Origin of the sequence: Imperialibacter sp. (genome assembly GCF_040222815.1) — a bacterium.
Taxonomy (GTDB): domain Bacteria; phylum Bacteroidota; class Bacteroidia; order Cytophagales; family Cyclobacteriaceae; genus Imperialibacter.
Map to the genome: position 1 here is coordinate 504,069 of NZ_JAVKCH010000057.1, position 18,575 is coordinate 522,643.

The 18,575-nt window shown below is 46.9% G+C and carries 21 protein-coding genes; 13 read left to right on the forward strand and 8 right to left on the reverse strand.

Annotation, left to right across the window (positions count from 1 at the left end):
- Positions 1-171: 171 nt before the first annotated feature.
- Positions 172-1,329 carry a hypothetical protein gene (locus tag RIF36_RS28160; protein ID WP_350121879.1) on the reverse strand — a complete coding sequence of 386 codons (1,158 nt, stop codon included), beginning with the start codon at positions 1,327-1,329 and terminating at the stop codon, positions 172-174.
- A 136-nt stretch (positions 1,330-1,465) separates the two neighbouring features.
- Between RIF36_RS28160 and RIF36_RS28165 the strand changes: the two genes are divergently transcribed.
- Together RIF36_RS28165 and RIF36_RS28170 are read left to right on the forward strand one after the other, a co-directional pair.
- The gene (locus tag RIF36_RS28165) at positions 1,466-2,389 is read left to right on the forward strand and encodes a M28 family peptidase (protein ID WP_350121877.1); all 924 of its coding nucleotides are present in this window, start codon (positions 1,466-1,468) and stop codon (positions 2,387-2,389) included.
- Positions 2,386-2,955: a DNA-3-methyladenine glycosylase I gene (locus RIF36_RS28170; protein ID WP_350121875.1), complete on the forward strand. Its 570-nt coding sequence runs from the start codon at positions 2,386-2,388 to the stop codon at positions 2,953-2,955. Before RIF36_RS28165 ends, RIF36_RS28170 begins: the two co-directional genes overlap by 4 nt.
- Positions 2,956-3,181: 226 nt before the next feature.
- Here RIF36_RS28170 and RIF36_RS28175 read toward each other — a convergent pair whose 3' ends face one another.
- The 3 genes from RIF36_RS28175 to RIF36_RS28185 all read right to left on the reverse strand — a co-directional run bounded on the left by RIF36_RS28175 (position 3,182) and on the right by RIF36_RS28185 (position 5,216).
- A complete protein-coding gene (locus RIF36_RS28175) occupies positions 3,182-3,505 on the reverse strand; it encodes a hypothetical protein (RefSeq protein ID WP_350121873.1) in 324 nt (107 codons plus the stop codon).
- Positions 3,506-3,511: 6 nt separating this feature from the next.
- Positions 3,512-4,432: a hypothetical protein gene (locus RIF36_RS28180; protein WP_350121871.1), complete on the reverse strand. Its 921-nt coding sequence runs from the start codon at positions 4,430-4,432 to the stop codon at positions 3,512-3,514.
- A 127-nt stretch (positions 4,433-4,559) separates the two neighbouring features.
- A complete protein-coding gene (locus tag RIF36_RS28185; protein WP_350121869.1) occupies positions 4,560-5,216 on the reverse strand; it encodes a Tll0287-like domain-containing protein in 657 nt (218 codons plus the stop codon).
- A gap of 90 nt (positions 5,217-5,306) precedes the next feature.
- Here RIF36_RS28185 and prfA point away from each other — a divergent pair, with 90 nt between their 5' ends.
- The 9 genes from prfA to RIF36_RS28230 all read left to right on the forward strand — a co-directional run bounded on the left by prfA (position 5,307) and on the right by RIF36_RS28230 (position 14,889).
- A complete protein-coding gene (gene prfA, locus RIF36_RS28190) occupies positions 5,307-6,374 on the forward strand; it encodes a peptide chain release factor 1 (RefSeq protein ID WP_350121867.1) in 1,068 nt (355 codons plus the stop codon).
- A gap of 30 nt (positions 6,375-6,404) precedes the next feature.
- Complete coding sequence (locus RIF36_RS28195; RefSeq protein ID WP_350121865.1) at positions 6,405-7,802, forward strand: right-handed parallel beta-helix repeat-containing protein; 1,398 nt, start codon at positions 6,405-6,407, stop codon at positions 7,800-7,802.
- A 92-nt stretch (positions 7,803-7,894) separates the two neighbouring features.
- Positions 7,895-8,320: a secondary thiamine-phosphate synthase enzyme YjbQ gene (locus RIF36_RS28200; protein WP_350072441.1), complete on the forward strand. Its 426-nt coding sequence runs from the start codon at positions 7,895-7,897 to the stop codon at positions 8,318-8,320.
- Between the two features lie 76 nt (positions 8,321-8,396).
- Positions 8,397-9,179 carry a thioredoxin gene (gene trxA / locus RIF36_RS28205; protein ID WP_350072440.1) on the forward strand — a complete coding sequence of 261 codons (783 nt, stop codon included), beginning with the start codon at positions 8,397-8,399 and terminating at the stop codon, positions 9,177-9,179.
- Between the two features lie 109 nt (positions 9,180-9,288).
- On the forward strand, positions 9,289-9,966 hold the full coding sequence (locus RIF36_RS28210; protein ID WP_350121863.1) for a DUF4956 domain-containing protein: 678 nt from the start codon (positions 9,289-9,291) through the stop codon (positions 9,964-9,966).
- Complete coding sequence (locus tag RIF36_RS28215; protein ID WP_350121861.1) at positions 9,967-10,959, forward strand: HlyD family secretion protein; 993 nt, start codon at positions 9,967-9,969, stop codon at positions 10,957-10,959.
- Positions 10,956-12,191: a hypothetical protein gene (locus RIF36_RS28220; RefSeq protein WP_350121859.1), complete on the forward strand. Its 1,236-nt coding sequence runs from the start codon at positions 10,956-10,958 to the stop codon at positions 12,189-12,191. Before RIF36_RS28215 ends, RIF36_RS28220 begins: the two co-directional genes overlap by 4 nt.
- Before the next feature lie 14 nt (positions 12,192-12,205).
- Positions 12,206-13,873 carry a CotH kinase family protein gene (locus tag RIF36_RS28225; protein ID WP_350121857.1) on the forward strand — a complete coding sequence of 556 codons (1,668 nt, stop codon included), beginning with the start codon at positions 12,206-12,208 and terminating at the stop codon, positions 13,871-13,873.
- A 254-nt stretch (positions 13,874-14,127) separates the two neighbouring features.
- Positions 14,128-14,889 (forward strand): SDR family NAD(P)-dependent oxidoreductase, encoded by a 762-nt coding sequence (locus RIF36_RS28230; RefSeq protein ID WP_152001473.1) that lies wholly within the window; start codon positions 14,128-14,130, stop codon positions 14,887-14,889.
- Here RIF36_RS28230 and RIF36_RS28235 read toward each other — a convergent pair.
- Both RIF36_RS28235 and RIF36_RS28240 read right to left on the reverse strand, forming a co-directional pair.
- Positions 14,886-15,374 carry a DinB family protein gene (locus RIF36_RS28235; protein ID WP_350121855.1) on the reverse strand — a complete coding sequence of 163 codons (489 nt, stop codon included), beginning with the start codon at positions 15,372-15,374 and terminating at the stop codon, positions 14,886-14,888. The two genes, RIF36_RS28230 and RIF36_RS28235, sit on opposite strands and share 4 nt — an antisense overlap.
- Positions 15,375-15,377: 3 nt before the next feature.
- Entirely contained in the window at positions 15,378-15,791 is a 414-nt protein-coding gene (locus tag RIF36_RS28240; RefSeq protein ID WP_350072433.1) for a VOC family protein, read from the reverse strand.
- Positions 15,792-15,859: 68 nt separating this feature from the next.
- Here RIF36_RS28240 and RIF36_RS28245 point away from each other — a divergent pair, with 68 nt between their 5' ends.
- On the forward strand, positions 15,860-16,753 hold the full coding sequence (locus RIF36_RS28245) for a patatin-like phospholipase family protein (RefSeq protein WP_350072432.1): 894 nt from the start codon (positions 15,860-15,862) through the stop codon (positions 16,751-16,753).
- Positions 16,750-17,364 (forward strand): class I SAM-dependent methyltransferase, encoded by a 615-nt coding sequence (locus tag RIF36_RS28250; RefSeq protein WP_350072431.1) that lies wholly within the window; start codon positions 16,750-16,752, stop codon positions 17,362-17,364. The genes RIF36_RS28245 and RIF36_RS28250 overlap by 4 nt, the downstream gene beginning before the upstream one ends.
- Here RIF36_RS28250 and RIF36_RS28255 read toward each other — a convergent pair whose 3' ends face one another.
- Complete coding sequence (locus RIF36_RS28255; protein WP_350121853.1) at positions 17,365-18,162, reverse strand: TPM domain-containing protein; 798 nt, start codon at positions 18,160-18,162, stop codon at positions 17,365-17,367.
- Entirely contained in the window at positions 18,137-18,574 is a 438-nt protein-coding gene (locus RIF36_RS28260; protein ID WP_152001479.1) for a TPM domain-containing protein, read from the reverse strand. Before RIF36_RS28260 ends, RIF36_RS28255 begins: the two co-directional genes overlap by 26 nt.
- Position 18,575: the final 1 nt, after the last annotated feature.

Here is an 18,575-nt window from a genome sequence, read left to right on the forward strand (position 1 = left end):
TGCCCACAGCCAAGGCGTATAGCCAAGCTGGTGACACGACAAGAAGCCCCAGTGTGGGCGCATTAAAAAAGGCCCTGACGCTCGACGTCAGGGCCTTTTTTCTTTACCAGCCCAGCCCTGAAAGGGCGATATCCAACTGCAACAGGTGCCGCCCATTGCAATCCTAAAAACCTACCTGATCTTCAGCTCATCCTTAAAGTTCTGTATGTAGTTTTTCAGTGCTTCGTCCATTGTTTCGTCGGCATCCCACTTCGTGCCCAGGTACACATCGCCGGTCACCAGGTGCTTGACATAAAACTTGTACACAGGAGCATGCACCGGAATGGTTCTCAGGATGGTTTTGCCATTGCTCGTTTTCATTGTAATGTAGTCGGTCTCATTCTTGTCCACCTCATAGTTCAGCATTTCTCTAATGGTGTATCCGGTAGTGTTGAGGTTAAGCAGCACATACTGATAACCCGCATTGTATAGTTTTTTATCGTCTCCATCATATTCTACCAATTCATACTTGAAGGGGTAGTCCTGCATAGCGCCTTTTAGCACATTGTTGGAGCTGGCTACTTTGGCGTTGTACTTCTGTATTTCCTTTTCTACATTATTGTTGACAATTCCCCCAGGCTTGTCTGCAGGGATTTCCACTTTGGTATACATGGGCACCGCCAGCTTGTCAATTTTCAGGTCACCGGCGAAAGATGGAAACCGTCGTTTTGTGACAATATCCACATCGGTAAAGAACTCCGGCTTTTCTGTAATAAGGAAGTTCTTGTTTTCCTGTTTCGATTTGTAAACTGCTTTTCCAAGGTTTTTGACCACCTTTTCGAGGTCTTTGTCCTGATCTTTCCAGGCTTGCTGCCCGTTCGACATATAGGTTTTCGTGCCGTCGTAGGGCGTGATTACTACCACTACTCTTTCACTTTCTTTGCCTGCAATTTTAAGATTTACCTTGCTCAAAAGAATGAGGTTCTTGATCTGGCGGGAGTTGAGAAAGTCCGAAAAGGCTTCCGTTACGTCTGTCCCAGCCATCACATCGTCGATATTCAGGTAGGCAACGGCATCAATACCCATTTTCCGAAACTCCTGGTGCATTTCGGTTGAAAAACCTTTCCAGTCGCCTCTTTCCGAAGTCCCCCTGCTTTTGGGTGGCACGCTTACAAATACCGCAGAGCGACCGGATAAAAGATCGGCAGGCAGATCGTTGGTATAGTCCAGAAACCGAAAACCTGCTATATTTATTTCTTCTTCCTGTGCCTGTGCAGTAAAACCTATCAGGCAAAGGGCAAATGTGAATTTCAGCAAGTGTCTCATGGGGATATTTAGGATTACTATCATATTCAACAGGGATAAGTTTCTATTATTGTAAGAGGAATAGCTATTTACGGAAAAAAGGGACAATAGATCAAAAGGTGCCCCGGCGATCCCTTCCAGATTCCCTCCGGCTTTGTAAAACAAGATATTTTCGGAAGAAATGCAAGTAAGAGCAAAAATCATAACACACAGCAAAGCGTATACTTTAATATGCCTGCTGCTTTTCTGTGGGCTCATGAGCAATGGTCAGGTCAGCGTTGATTCCACGAGACTGATGAATGCTTTGAAAGCGCTTTCGTCTCAGGAAATGGCAGGCCGCCTAAGCGGCACCAACGGCATTAGCAGAGCCCGCATATTTATCAAAAACAATTTTAACTATGCAGGACTTCACGAACTCGAGAGCAACTGGTTCATTCCGTTCGATATGAAGGCAAAGAACTACCCTTCGCAGGGAGTGAATGTAGTTGGTTTTTTAAAAGGGGAAAGTGATTCGGCCGTTGTTGTCACCGCTCACTATGATCATCTCGGCGTCAAGAACAGAGAGATTTACTACGGTGCGGACGACAATGCATCGGGGGTGAGCGTGCTGCTGGAGGCCGCCTGGCTTTTTGCCGCAAAGAAAACGACGCCAAAATACACCATCATTTTTGCTGCGCTGGATGCGGAGGAAACCGGCTTGCTGGGAGGTTATGCCCTGGTAGAGTATCTGCAAAAAGCTAATATCCCGGTAAAGCTGAACTTGAATATGGACATGGTTAGCAAAGGCTTCAATAATGAGCTGTACGTTTGCGGCACTTATCATTACCCACAGCTCAAGTCGCTGATAGATACCGACGGCTCCAGGTATGCCAAAGTTCAGCTCAAGCTGGGCCACGACCAGCCTGGCTCCGGTCACGACGACTGGACGATGTCGTCCGACCATGGGCCGTTTCACAAGCAGAAAATCCCCTTTCTTTATTTTGGGGTAGAAGACCATAAGTACTACCATCAGCCAACAGATACCTTTGAAACAACACCGTTCAGCTTCTTCTATCATGCGGCCGAAACCATCACAGGCTTTTTAAGCGAATACCTCTACCAATGAACGACAACAAGAAACGCTGCGCCTGGTGTCTTGGCTTCGATGACTATGTGAAGTACCACGACGAGGAGTGGGGAGTGCCGGTGCACGACGACCGCAAGCATTTCGAATTTTTGATCCTCGAAGGAGCGCAGGCCGGGCTCAGCTGGAGCACCATCCTGAAAAAGCGGGCCGGCTACCGTGAGTCATTCGCCGATTTCGACCCGGAAGAGGTGGCGCAGTTTACTCCCCAGATTGTAGAAGAGTTGTTGCTGTTTCGCGGCATCATTCGTAACCGGCTGAAAGTGCAAAGTGCCGTAACCAACGCACAGCAGTTTCTTAAAGTGCAGCAGGAATTCGGCAGCTTCGACAAGTACATCTGGCAGTTTGTGGACAACAAGCCAATTGTGAACCAATGGAAAGACTACAAAACAGCTCCACCGACAACCAAAGAGTCGGACGCTTTGAGCAAAGACCTGAAAAAGCGAGGCTACAAATTCGTCGGCAGCACCGTCATTTATGCCCACATGCAAGCCTGTGGCCTGGTGAACGATCACGTGGTGGATTGCTTTAGGTATAGGGAAGTGTGATGATGTATCATTTGATAGCATCAAAGGATAAGCATTTGAGAAGGCTTGTGAAACAGTTGTTATGGCGTCAAATCGAGATTGGGGTAGTAACATTAACTGTGTTAGCCTTTAAATATTAAGCTTCAACCTATCTCCAAAGGTAGTAGAAAGCTAAAGTCTGGCCCCAATTGGGCACTTGTCTAGCCTCCTCAGAGTAGACATTTCTTACAGGCCAGGAACAACTGCTTTATTGAGGAATATTAGAATCCCCCTGCTCGTTGAGTTTAATGAGTCCTTTGTCTGCCAGGATTTTGAAATACTCTTTTTGAGACAAAGGACAATTTGCTAAATCCATCAACTCATTTTTATCAAGCTTACATTGAACAGACATCTGTTTAATCAAGAAATCACCCAGGTCTTTTTTGTTTCCGTGACTGACTTTTGTATACAGAATAAGTTTACCTCCATGGTACAATTCAAGATACTTATGGTCAACGCTGTGGCCGACCGAGTCTATGAATCCTTTCTTTTTTAGATTCTTGTACGTTTTTTTTGAATCAATTACAGCCATAGATAATTATTCTACCTCCTTAACTAAATAGTTCAAAATACTCTTTATCTGCGTTATTCTGCCCGAGAGTTTGGAGTCTTCCAATTCATTATATCGCTTGTAAATAAAGCTGAATTCTTCCGCAAAATTCAACTCTGCATCATCTTCTGTTTCTCCTGTACCAACTATGTCTAATAATTCAGATTGTATTAGGTAGTAATCATCTTCTTTTTCAAGAGAGCATCTCAACGGGAAATTTAAAATGTATGAGGTGTCATTGTGAACAATTACGTCAGGGGAATACGAGAGAGTTGTGTTCGATTTGGTATAAATCTCCTCAATCTTCTTCTTGATGGTTTTTCCGGAGGTAGTTAGCTTTATTTTACCAACTGCATAATTTTCTTCCTTAATTTCCGTCGCTTCTTTTATATCTGCTATTAAGCTTTTCTTAGTTTCAGACTTGAATTTTTTGATTTTATACACCTCGGTAATTTCATCTGAGTCACTGACCTCCACGAATGACACTGGAGCAGACCCAAAGCTGTTGACGAAACTATACATGCTATTTACCATGTTGTTTCGCCTATTTGAATCAGGATAAATATCTTTTAATTTTCCATAGCTTCCTTCGTTTGCTATCCCAATTAGTTTTTCAAATTTCTCGTTAACGAATTTTCTTTGTAATCCTACATCACTTATAGTTGAGTTGACACGTTGGGTGAAGATAAACTGTGGGACCGCACTACCTGTTTTGAACCCTGACAACTCAACCTTGAAATTATTTAAGTCGACAGCTTCACTATCTTGGATGTCGTTTTTCGCAATACTTAATATTAGGTCTTGAAAATTTTGTGAGATTTTGACCAGGGCATCAACAGGAATTGAGTTAAACTTTCCCAGCTCACCCGAAATCCTAATATTGACACCTTTGTTTAAGTCTATTCTCATGATTGGACAAATATACTATTACTGGCAAATCTTTTTCACAAACTGTATTCAACCGAAATTAACCAATAAACTGGTATTGTATTGGCTTATTTCCTGCTTTTTTTCTTTAGAAAGACTGTCAAATAATCTACAACTCCAACACCAACTCCTTCTTCTCAAACACCACTTTCCAAATCCCCCGCCATTCGCCCAGCTCATAGCCGGTGGCTTTGTCTTCCGGGTAAAGGCCTTTGATTTTATCTGCTACTTCCCGGGTAAGCTCTTTCCCCGGAGTGCCGTGGCATTGGAGGCACAGGGTGGCTCCCATCATAATGGGTCGGGTGTAAACTACCTGTGTGGAATTGTCTTCCATAAACACTTCCTCCCTCGGTGCTTGTCCCTGCTCCACACTGTAGGCGTAAGCTTCCATAATGGCTATTTCATCGGCTTCAGGTGCGTCTTTTGGGTTGCGCCATTTGTTGCTCACTCGTCTGATGGTAGCAAGTTTGGCTTTGGACAGCGAGTCTACCAGCGGAAAAGCATTGACATTGCAGTATTCTACCGCTCCCAGTATGCCCTCCGACTCAATTTTTTTCATCAGGGTTTGAAGCAAAACCTTTTGTGCTGCATCGGTAATGGCCAGTCCCCTTTCTTTGGCTTTGTCAGTAATTTGCGACGGAAGCACGTGCTTCACCTTCCGATCTTCCATTTCTTTTTTTACTTCTTCACTATTCCCTTTGTCCATGGGGCCACAGGCAGCGGCCATCAGACAAATGGAAAAGCAGAGGATTATTGGCGTTCTCATAGACGGGTTCTCTAACGATCTGTTAAAATAACCACACTTAATCGAAAAAAGATCAGGGGTTTATTAATTTTGCAGCTTAATTTTTCAGGAATGCTCGATAAACTAGAGGCCATCAAAAAGCGCTTTGAGGAAGTAAGCGATCTTATTGTTCAGCCCGATGCCATGGCTGACATGGCACAATACACCAAACTGCACAAGGAATACAAGGAGCTTAGCCGTATTGTTGGCAAGCTGGAGGAATATAAGAAGGTAAAGAACGACCTGAAGGGAGCCAAAGAACTGCTCAACAAAGAGAAAGATCCAGAGCTCCGTGAAATGGCCAAGATGGAGATTGAAGAGCTTGAGCCAAAAGAGGAGGAGCTGGAGGAAGAACTCAAGCAACTGCTGATTCCCAGAGACCCTAACGACAGCAAGAACGTCATTTTAGAAATTAGAGGCGGAACCGGCGGCGACGAGGCTGCTATTTTTGCAGGAGACCTTTTCCGCATGTACCAGCGCTTTGCTGAGGAAAAAGGCTGGAAAATGAACGTGCTCGATCTCACCGAAGGCACATCGGGCGGCTATAAAGAGATTATCGCCACCGTTTCTGGTGAAGACGTTTACGGCATGCTCAAGTTCGAGTCGGGCGTGCACAGGGTGCAGCGGGTACCAGCCACCGAAACGCAGGGCCGGGTGCACACCTCTGCTGCTACTGTGGCGGTGTTGCCCGAAATGGAGGAAGTGGAGGTGAACATAGACATGAACGAAGTTCGGAAGGACACCTTCTGTTCCTCAGGCCCCGGTGGCCAGTCGGTGAACACCACCTACTCAGCGATCCGCCTTACCCACATCCCCACAGGCATTGTGGTAAGCTGCCAGGATGAAAAGTCGCAGATCAAAAACTTCGAAAAAGCCCTGAAGGTATTGCGTTCACGCATTTACGAAGTGGAGCTGAAAAAGCATAACGACGAAGTCGGAGCCCAACGCAAGTCGATGGTGGGTAGTGGCGACCGTTCTGATAAAATCCGCACCTACAACTACCCCCAAAGCCGGGTAACTGACCACAGGATAGGGCTTACGGTTTATAACCTACCGTCAGTTATGGACGGCGATGTGGGGGAGTTTATTGAACAGTTGAGGATAGCCGAACACTCGGAGAAGCTGAAGGATGGAGAATAATTGCGACCTTCCATCGTTCAAAATGCACTTATGTTGACTCGTCGAATCGTATGGCTGCTCATTCTTCCCCTTTGGTGGGCATGCACGCCCGATGAGGAGGTTTTTTCTGAGCTTTCCGATGAGTCTCTCTACTTTTCCACCGACACGTTGTACTTCGACACACTGCTGACCACCCAGTTGAGCCCGTCGTACAGGCTGCTGCTTTACAATCCCAACAAGAACGGCGTTATAGTGCCAGGCATCAGATTGAAGCAACTGGAAGGTTCTCCATTTGAGTTGACCATCAATGGCCTCTCGGGAAAAGCATTCAACAACATTAAAATTTTAGGCAAGGACAGCCTGTTGGTGTTGGTCAATGGCAGGCTGCCCGTTACGGGTGAGGTCGAGGCGAAGAGAGTGCTGGACTACCTGGAAGTGGCAGGCACTACTCGTACCAATGTGGTGCTGGATGCCTGGGCCCAGGACGCTTCGTACTACAAGGGATTGAGTGTTATTGAAGAGGATGAAACCTGGGAAGCTGGCATGCCCTATGTTGTTGCAGACTCGTTAGCTGTTGCCCCTGGTGTAACTTTAACTATTAAGGCGGGTGTTGAAGTGCTTATGCAACCGGGAGCCCAATTGTTTGTACTGGGCAAGCTTATCACAGAGGGAACGCCAGGCAAAAAAGTGATCTTTAGAAATATACGTAACGACAGAGCTTACCGGGAAGCTCCTGGCCAATGGGTAGGCATTTATTTCCTGGAAGGGAGTAAAGACAGCTTCCTCAATCACACCGTCATCAAAAATGGGGAGGTAGGCTTGAGAGTCGGTACGCCCGACGATGATGATATTCCCGACGTGGTGATTGCGAATTGTACCATTGGCAACATGTCTTCCGATGGCATTTTAGCCCTGACGAGTGATGTATACGCCTACAATACTGTCGTGTACAATGCGGCTCGTTACCTGGTAGCGAACGTGGCGGGCGGCAACTACCGCTACGAGCACTGCACTTTTTCCAATTACCCCTCCGACTTCTTTCGTGAAGACCCTTCCGTCATCTTTTCAGACAATATATTGCTGGCAAATGAAGAGTTGCTTACGTCGCCATTGCAAGCACGGGTGTTCAACAGCGTGATTTGGGGGACACAGAAGGAGGAGATCGAATTTAATACCGAGGGAGGGGCCAGCTTCATTTACCAGGTGGGCAACAGTTTACTGAAGACGACCAACTCGCTGCTCAATGCCAACAACAACCTGATCAACACGCCGCCAAAGTTCTTCAACGAATTTCTTTACGACTACCGCCCCGATAGTTTATCGCCTCTTATTAACAAGGCAAAATACCTCAATATCGATCTCGACAACCTCGGGCACCAAAGAGACAGTCTCCCTGACATTGGGGCGTACGAATGGGTACCTGGGCAAAAAGAAAACGAGGAGGGATAATTTGGCAGCGTGGTGTTCACCTCGCCATGCTAAAAGAGTGATTTGCTGACCACGCAGGTTGCAAATCAGGCACCCAATCGTTACTATTAATCATGGAATTTTTTCAAAAAGAGATAACACTGAAGCCCTACCCAAGGGGGTTTCATCTTATTACCAGAGAGGTGTTGGAGCAGTTTCCAGAGCTGCAAAAAATCAAACAAGGTGTGCTACAGGTGTTTATTCAGCACACATCGGCTAGCCTCACGATCAATGAAAATGCAGACCCGACCGTTAGGGTAGACTTCGAAAGTCACTTCAACAAAATGGTGCCTGAAAACGCACCCTACTATCGGCATACCATGGAAGGCCCCGACGACATGCCGGCACACATCAAAGCATCGTTGCTGGGAGCCTCAGTGCAGCTTCCGGTCACCAATGGCAGACTCAACACGGGCACCTGGCAGGGGATATATCTTTGCGAACACCGGAACTATGGTGGAAGTCGGCAGCTGGTGCTAAACGCCTGGGGAAATATATAGAACAGCCTTCAAAAGTGCTGTTTTCAGGAACTGGCAATGGCCGCATTTTTGTTAAATAGCCGGAAATAATTGAAGCATGGATTTTGACAAAGAAGTAATAGCGAAAAGTAAAGACGTGCCTGTGGTCGTTGACTTTTGGGCACCCTGGTGCGGGCCCTGTCAGTTTTTAGGGCCGATCATAGAGGAACTGGCTGGTGAGGCCAAAGGCACCTGGGAATTAGTAAAAGTGAACTCAGATGAAAACCAGCACCTGTCGGCGGAGTATGGCATCAAGGGCATTCCGGCAGTGAAAATGTTTCATAGGGGTGAGGTAGTTGCTGAGTTTACTGGAGCACTTCCTAAACACGAAATTCAAAAATGGCTCGATCAATATTTGCCGAGCGAAGAGAAGGAGCTTTTGGATCAAATAGAGCAAAAGCTAATCACAGGAGATCAGAATGCTTTGGGCGAACTGGAGAGCTTTATTATCGACTATCCGTCGAGTGATGAGGGGAGGATGCTTATGGCGAGGAGCATTGTTTTGCAAGATGCTTCGACGGCCAGAGAACTGCTGTTAAAGGTGGTAAACCGGAATAAGTTCTTCGAGGACATTCAGAGAATAGAGGAAATGGCCAATTTTCTGGAAGCGGACATTTCTGTTGACAGTGCCGTCGGGAAAAAACTCGGAGCGGCGCAGGAGGCTTTTAGAAACGATGACCCCGAAAGCGGCATCAGTCTGCTCATAGAGGCGGTTATGATCGACAAAGCTTTTATGGAGGAGCTTCCCAGACGGGCTGCCGTAGCGTTCTTTCAACTCGTTGGCGCACAAAATGAGCTGACAAAAAAGTACCGGCGAAGGTTCGATATGGCACTTTATTGACAGAAAGTGTGGAAATTAATAGCGAGCGGCCTTACCAGGTCGCTTTTTTTTTACGTTAAGGATACATTACTTAGGTGTTACGCTAGAGTAAATACGAACATAAGAATGTATGCTTGAATTTTTTCCGGTGGAGCTTCAGTCGGGGTTTCCCACTTTTATCACAGCCATTTACACCTTGATGTGGGGCCTTGTTTTGGCTTCGCTCATCGCTATCACGCATAAAAAGACCTACACGGGTTTCGTTTATCCTGACCAATTTTTTATTTCGATGATCCTAGCCACGCTGGCATCCACCGCCGTAATGATGTCGATTGGCGACAGCCTGGCACGTGGCTTGGGCATTTTTGGAGCGCTGGCCATTATCCGGTTCAGAACCAGAATAGAGGAGCCCAAAAATCTGCTTTTTCTTTTTTCCACACTGGCCTTGGGGATAGCACTGGGTGTCTACGGTTTTAGCATTGCTATATCCAGCACCTTCATGTTTTGCCTGGTGGCCTGGCTACTCCATTTTTTTGTTGAGAGAAAAAACCAGAAAGAGCGGTTTGCGCTGGTAGTGACAATGGAAACAATGGAGCTGGCCGCACAAATTGAGCAAATTATAAAGCCGCTAAGCCTGAAAATTAGGTTGGTGAGTCAGCAAAAAGGGAAGGAAGCCACCTGGCAGCTCGAGTGGCAGGTAGTTCGGGTAGCCGGAGAGGCGGCAACATCTTTTTTGCAGCAAATGAGTGAGATTGAAGGAGTTCTTCAGGTGAAATGGTCAAAATCAGGAAATTTGGTAAGAGTATAAATGAGCATCCCAAAACAAAACTATTACGCATTCTATATAACAATTGTGCTTTTGGCTGGGGCTCTCCTCTATTTCAGCCTCGACTATCCTGTGCGCAAAGCCAATTTGTATGGCGTTGTGGAAAGCCCCAAGGTGAGACTCAACCACCCACGTAAAGCTGTGATCCTTGAGGTGAATGTTACCCCTGGTCAAAAAGTTGAGAAAGGGGCTGTGCTGATGAGGCTTGAGTCGCAAGCCATCCTCGACGACCTCCAAGACCTGGCCTATCAGGAAAGCAAGCTTGAAGCAACTAGCGAAAAGGAGCTTTTTGAGTTTGAAATTGAAAAAAATGAGCTCGCTCTGGAGCTACAGCAGGAGCGCACTAAACGAGAGCAGGCTATCTCTGAGATCAAGATGTCAGAGAACCGGGATGCCTCCTGGCTAAAGAATTTCACTACTACCGAACCAAAAGACACCACAAGCGCAGCAGCCTGGAAGCTGGCGATTATTGAGCAGAATTTTGAGGCAGGTGTTTCCGAGAATAAACTCAAACAGTCGTTGTTGCTAAAAAAGAGACAGCTACAAGTAAAGGCCATTGAAGCCAGCAGGGAGGAGCTGCTACATGAAAAGCATAGAATGGAGGCAGAAAAGGCATCACTTGTGCTTTTGGCTCCCGCCAGTGGCATTGTCGACAATGTCTATTTTATGGAGGGCCAAACTGCCGATGGCTTTTCTGATCTGCTGTCGCTGTTGCCTGACGAAAACAAGTTTGTGAGGGCATATATCACAGATCAGACCAATATTGTTGGCGACCTCTCCCGGGTGGTGGTGCAGTCGGCACTGGAAACAGACAAGAAGACGACGGCAACCTATATCGGGTCAGGTGGTGTCGAAGTGCTGCCCACTATGATGCAACAGCTGCCGGTTCAGCAATCAGGCAAAGAGATCTTCTTCAAACTCGACAACACAAAAGGCTGGCTTCAGGGTGAAAAAGTAATGATTCTGGTACCATGAGAGGGAGCAAACTCATCGTTGCGTGTCTTTTCTTTCTTCCCATTATGGCAAAAGCCAGGCAGCAGCCCTTGCCGCTGTTTGATCAAATCGGTGTTGGTATAGAGAGTCAGCCAGAAATAAAAGCGGCAAAGCAACAGCTGGAATGGTTTCAACAAAACAGGTACGGCGTTGCTTATTTTGATGAGATCGATTTTAGAGTGGGTGGCATTACCAACGACAAAACTGAATACGCCTTCCGTCTTCGTCCGACTAATCCGTTCTACTTTGCGGCAGGAAAAAACATGGGCAAGCTTTTGGAGGCCGATGCCAGGCTTGAGTTAAAGGCGGCTATGCAAGCGGCCTTTTTTGGAAAAATTGCGGCTTGGCTGAAGATCAGGTATGCGACACTGCAATTGCAGGAAGTGGAAGCATCGGCGGCCTGGCGGCAGAAGTGGCTGGAAAACATGGGCCAATACATTTCCGAAGGCGGGTTTGATGCTGAGGAATTGCTTGATGTGGAGCTTGAAAGGATTGACCTCCGGGTAAGTGGAATGAACTTGACAGAAGAACTTGAGGGTGAGTTGGCCAATTTTATGGAAGGGTCAAGTCGAGCTGACCTGGAATCACTAGCCCAGTCACTGTCCCAAAGTTCGTTTCCAGATGTATCGCTGGAAAAACTACTGAGTCGGTTGGAGGGCCTGGAGGAGGCTCCATCAGAGGTGCCGCTTGCGTTGGAGAAAGAGCAGTTGAATGTGCAACTCACGGAAAGCAAGGTGCTGCTGGAAAAGCGAGATTGGGACGTTGGCTTTGTGCAGCCTGAGTGGGACATGGAGGGCGAAGAGAGGTTCGGCTTACGGGTAGGCATTGGCATTCCAATTTTCAACACCAATCGCATGCAAACCCAAAACAGGCAATTATCTCTGATCAATGATAAATGGGCGGAGGTAAAGACAAGGACGGAGTGGGATGTTAAACTTGGAGCGGCCTACGAGAAAACGTTACGGATGGCAGATCAGGTCAAAGCCCTGAAAGAATTGGATGTTCAATTAGATGCCTATCGGCAGAAATTGTCGGTCATAGGTCCTGGCGATGCCAGGCAGAGCCTGTTGAAGTGGCTAAAGGCCAAGGAAAAGCTAAGGGGAAGAGTAATAAAGGATCAGTTTTTGCTGCTATCTGCCTACCTGGACTACCTTAAGCTAAAAGGCCTGCTGGCTGAGCCAACAGCCTTGAGCTATTTTGAAGACATTTGGTAAGTAAACCTACTTTTATGAAAACTACATTGCTAAGAGCTCTTCTTGCGGGAGCTATTTTTTGTACGCAGTCCGCTTACTCTCAGGTTGTTGATTTCCAGTCTTCCAACCTCCCCATTATTATCATCAACACCGAAGGGCGTACTATAGTAAACGAACCCAAGGTGAAAGCAAGAATGGGCATAATCAACAACCCGGAAGGAGCCACTAACCACACCTCCGATCCTTTTACCGACTACGACGGCTTTATAGGCATTGAGTTCAGAGGCTCCTCTTCGCAAGCCCTTTTTCCAAAGAAGTCTTTCGGGATTGAAACCTGGGACGAGCAGGGCCAGGATCTCGACACGGCGATTTTGGGGTTTCCATCGGAGGAGGATTGGGTTTTACACGGGCCTTACTCCGACAAAACGCTCATGCGGAACAAACTAACCTTCGATCTTTTCTCATTCACCGAGCGCTATAGCTCAAGAACAAAATATGTTGAGGTGGTGCTAAATGGGCAATACCATGGAGTCTACCTTTTTATGGAAAAGGTGAAGAGGGACGACAACCGGGTGGACATAGCCAACCTAAAACCGGAGGACAATGAAGGCGAAGAGCTTACTGGCGGTTACATTTTGAAGCTCGATAAGTTCGACGGCAGCGGTGGTGGGGGATTTGCGTCAGAGTACCGACCAAACAATTATAAAAACAGTGATCAGGTGGCCTTCTTTCAATACGATGAGCCAGCAGATGACGAAATCACCAGCGCTCAAAAGGCATATATACAAAGCTTTATGAAGAGCTTCGAGGGTGCTCTGAAGTCGAGTACCTTCAGGGATCCGGTGTCAGGCTATCGCAAGTATATAGAGCTGTCGAGCTTTGTTGACTTTTTCCTGATCAATGAGCTAAGCCGGAATGTTGATGGCTACAGGCTCAGCACCTTTATGTACAAGGACAAAGATGACAAGGGTGGGCTCCTGACTCTTGGGCCAATATGGGACTTTAACCTTGCGTTTGGCAACGCCGACTACTGCCAGGGAGGAAACACCCAAGGCTGGGCCTATAAGTTCAACGATGTGTGCCCGAACGACTTTTGGCTGGTTCCTTTTTGGTGGGACAAGCTGATGACTGACCCAGTTTTCAGACAGCAGGTGAAATTGCGTTGGCTTACCCTGCGGAGTGGTGCCTGGTCCAATGAATCAATTGACACGATGATTGATGGATATACCGATGTCTTATCTGGCGCCAAAAATAGGAATTTTCAAAGATGGCCGGTAATTGGCCAGTACACATGGCCTAACAATTTTGTCGGAGCAACTTACACAGCGGAAGTGGACTATCTTAGGAACTGGATCAATCAGCGCACCACTTGGCTGGATCAGCAGATAGAAAATTTTGAGGGGCCAGTGGATGTAACGGGGCTAAGCAACGGAGAAGTTGATCTGGTGACGTTTCCCAATCCTTTTGTTGATTTAATATACTTCCAAAATGGAACCCCCTCTGGCGTTGAGTCGATAAAAATATTTTCATTCTCTGGTCAGCTGGTGAGAACCATTAATAACCCGGGAAAATTAGTCGGCAACCTTGCCTGGGATGGCAGAAATTCAACCGGGGAAGAATTGCCGCCCGCCGTTTATCTCTACCAGGCATTTTCTGGCGAAGGACAAGTCACAATTGGAAAGATCATCAAATCAGCACGTTAGATGAATTGTGGATAACTTTGCAAAAATTGTGGATAATCACACGCAAAAACCATAACGCCCTATAGATAAGATGGTTAACTTAATTTAGTTATCGACATTCTTAAACTAGATTGAGTAATTTTCTTAGTCGCCCCGTTCTCCTGGGCGACTTGCCTATTGGTAAATTGGAAAATCATTCTAAGAGAGGATTGCCGATTGTCTTTTAGTTTCAGCGCTAATCACTTATTTTTCGGCATATCGAATGATCCTTCACTATGTACATTAATTTATCTGGTCTGAATGTGCTCGTAACAGGAGCCAGCAGGGGAATAGGCAAGGCCATTGCGGCTAAGCTGGCCGAGGCCGGTGCCACCGTGGCAGTGCATTACCACAAGAGTGGCAGAGAGGCTGAAAACCTGGCCCACGTGCTGGGCAATGAGAGCAAAGCTTTTCAGGCAGATTTGGCTCAGCCTGATCAGGTAGTGCAGCTATTCGATAAGGTGGTGAGTGAATTTGGGTCTCTCGAACTTCTGGTCAATAATGCCGGTCTGGCCATAGCTTCTGACATGGGTTCCGCCGATAAACAGTGGCTTGAAGAATGGAACAAAACCATGATGGTCAATCTTAATGCAACAGCCATTCTTTGTAAAAAGGCCATCGACCATTGGCTTAAAAGAAAGGCGACTGGAAGGATCATCAATATCTCATCAAGAGCTGCCTTTAGAGGAGACACCGCCGAGTACCTGGCCTATGCGGCGTCCAAAGGTGGGGTGGTATCGCTCACCCGGTCGATAGCGAGGGCCTACGGCAAGCAGGGTATCAAAGCGTTCAATATTGCGCCTGGCTTTGTGCGAACCGATATGGCCAAAGAATTTGTGGAGCGATATGGCGAGCAGGTGGTGCTTGGCGATTTGGCACTTGAGCGACTCACTGAGCCAAAGGACATTGCCCCCATGGTGACGTTCTTATGCAGCGGCCTGGCCGACCATGCTACAGGTAGCACCATTGATATCAACGCCGGCAGCTACGTGCACTAGCTGGAAGGCAGGTAGGCGCCAACAATCTTCGCTGTGGTGACAATCTGCCCAGCATGGTAAATGTCGTGATGGACGATGCCTTCAATCAGGTGTTTAAAGTTGTAAGACTTTCCTGGCACTTGCTTCTCGAATGTATCCGTAGAGGTTCTTTGAATAAGGTCAAGAAGTATTTTCTGGTTGTCGTCAAAGGCCTGGAGCAAAGCGCTCCAACTCTCTGTATTTATTTGATCAGACGGGCTCCAGTCTTTTTCAGAATTGAGAGATACTTTATACGCCTCATTGCCTTTTAGTTGCTCAACCACAAATGTGCGCCAGGTAAGCATGTGTTGCGCCAGCTGGAACACAGAATGTGAGGAAGCATCGGGGCTCAAGCCAACTCTTTCCGGCATAATTTCATGCAGAATTACTCTCACTGGCTTGCCATACCAGGGCGAACCTGAATAAACATCCTTCAACTGACTTACTACGATTTCGACCCAGCTCATATGTTAATGGGCAAACACCTGTGACATGTCCTGAAATGACTTGAACTCCAACGCATTGCCACTCGGGTCGAGAAAAAACATGGTGGCCTGCTCGCCTACTTCTCCTTTAAACCTCACATGGGGCTCAATAATGAATTCGATTCCTTGTTTGGTTAACCTGTCGGCCAGCTCATGCCATTCTTTCCACTTAAGTATAGCCCCAAAATGTCTGACGGGGACCTTGTCGCCATCCACCTCATTCGTTTTTGCCTGTGCCAATTCGTCCGGCTTCAAATGGGCGCTGATCTGGTGCCCAAAAAAGTCAAAGTCGATCCATTTCTCAGCTGAGCGCCCGACTTTGCAGCCAATCACTTCGGTGAAGAACTTCCGGGTAGCTTCGATATCACTAACTGGAAAGGCAAGATGGAATGGTGTCATCGTGTTAAAGTTTAGATTTAGGTCGAAAATTTACATATTTAAGTGGCTGTTAAAAACTATTTTTACACATGGGTAAAAAAGTTGCGTTGGTGCTTTCAAGTGGTGGGGCTAGGGGAGTCGCTCATATTGGCGTAATCGAAGGGCTTATAGACCACGGCTTCGAGATCACCTCGATTGCTGGTTCCTCTATGGGATCGGTTGTCGGTGCGTTTCATGCTTGTGGCAAGTTGTCGGAATTCAAGGAGTGGATTGGCAATCTTGATAGGATTGAGGTTTTTAAGCTCATCGACTTTACTTTCAGTTCGCAAGGGTTCATCAGGGGGGAAAAGGTTTTCAAGAACCTGGAAAAATTTATTCCTGATCGGCCTATTGAAGAAATGCAAATCCCTTTCATTGCCGTTTCAACTGACCTTAATACGCAAAAAGAGAAGGTGTTCGACTCCGGGAGTATGTACCATGCTATCAGAGCGTCCGTAGCCATACCCACAGTGCTCACGCCCCTTAAGTCGGGAGACGGTTTGTATGTAGACGGCGGTGTGACCAACCCCGTGCCTGCTGATAGAGTGAAAAGAACAAAAGGCGACATCCTCGTTGTTTCCAATGTAAATGCGTTCAAGCCGTACGTTAGCCCTTTGAAGAAACCCGAGAAAAAAGAATCTAATCAATACACAAAGCGGCTGGAGGAGATGATGAGTCAGATAAGCAAGGTGATTCCTGGCTCCAGCTCAGCAAAGAAGAAACTAGGGTTCTTTGATTTGCTCAACGACTCCCTCGACCTTCTACAGGATCGGCTTACGTCCGAGCTTTTGAAGCAATACAAGCCGGAGTTAAGTGTTGAGGTGTCAAGGCAGGCTTGTTCCACATTTGAGTTCTACAGGGCCAAGGAAATAATAGAAGCCGGAAGGCAGGCATTTGACGAGGCCTTGAAGGCATCCAACCTTTTATCAGAACCGGAGCAATGAACTTCAGAGAACTCAATACCCAACTGGGCAATATCGACATATACCTTTTGGATCAAGTACTCAAGGGCCGCTTTGAAGGAAAAAGCAAGGTGTTGGACGTAGGCTGTGGCGAGGGACGAAACCTCGTCTATTTTGCCAGAGAAGGCTTTGATGTGTATGGTTTCGATCAAAACCCTGCTGCCCTGCAAATGCTTCGTTACCTGCTGAAGGGAATCAGACCGGGCTTTGATGAAAGAAAACTGATAGAGGGAAATGCTGAGAGTTTGCCTTTGCCAGCTGGCTACTTTGACATTGTCATCAGCAGTGCTGTGCTACACTTTGCCGAAAGCGTGGATGCTTTTCACAAACAGGTGGCCGAATTGTTCCGGGTATTAGCCCCCGAGGGCATTCTTTTTATTCGCATGACCAGTGATATTGGTCTGCCCGAGACTACCGAAGACCAGGGAAACGGTCGTTACCTGATTCCTGATGGATCCATAAGGTTTTTACTCAACAGAAGTTTGATAGAGGAAATCGTTGACAACTTTTCGTGGCAGCTTATAGAACCTGTGAAGACTACGGTAGTAGATGACGTTAGATGCATGACAACGCTGGTGTTTAGAAAAGACTAACTACCAGGAACCGCTGGCGCCACCGCCACCAAAGCTTCCACCCCCAAAACCACCAAAGTCGCTCCCGCCGCCAAAGCTTCCTCTGCCACTGTTGAAATCATTGAAAGTATTGCCACGGCCCCGGTTCATGCTCGACATGAGGAAGAGCATTGTCCAGAAGCCAGGTTTGCGTGAAGAAAAATGCCCTCTTCTTCCCCGGAAAACCGAAATAATAGGAACGATGACAAAGAAGAAAACGATAATAAGAGACAAAATTCCTGGCGTTTTTCTTGCCGTTCGTGGGTCTGCCTTGAACTCACCTGAGGCCATACTCATCATAAGGCTCGTAGCTTGATCAAGCCCCTCGAAATATTTTTCTTGCTTGAAGTTAGGTATGATATATCTGTCGATTACTCTTTTTACATATGCATCGGGAATAGGCCCTTCCATTCCATACCCGGTTTTGATACTAACCTTTCTGTCGTTTTGAGCGACAAGAATAATTATGCCATTGTCATATTTTTTGCCGCCAATACCCCACTCCTCGGCAAGCTCAACGGCGTATACATCAATATCATTCTGACCTACTGTTTCTACAATAACTATAGCCATTTCAGTGGAGGTGCTGTCTCTGTATTGCCTTAGCTTACTCTCCAGCATATTAGATTCCTGAGAGGTTAGCAAATTGGCATAGTCGTTCACGATCCTTGGCGGCGACATTGGCTTTGGAAAACTCTGTGCCGAAGCCGCTAAGCTGGCCATGAACAGTAAACCAGTGAAAAAATAGAGAAACTTAATTTTGGCCAAAGGAAATGTCATCAGGGAGTTCGTTTACGTCGTCTTTTTGGTAAGGGAAATGCTCTTTTAGTTGGGCGCCAGCCATGCGGATGCCATCACTCAGGCCAAGGGTGAGCTGTCCCGACACGAAGCGATCTTTCATGTGGTCTTTGATATCGCCCCAGTAATGGTCAGGCACCACCTGGTTGATACCGGCATCACCAATTATCGCAAACTGGTGATCTTCTACAGCCAGGTAAAAAAGAACGCCGTTTCGTTGCTTGGTCTTCTGCATGTTCAATGTAGAAAAGACCTCCGCAGCTCTGTCCAGCACATCTTTCTGACAATGTCTTTCGATGTGTACCCTAATTTCGCCGGAGGTGGCCAGCTCGGCCTCCTTGATCGCTTGCACGATATTGCGGCGTTCTTCTTCGCTAAAATATTCTTTCGCCATA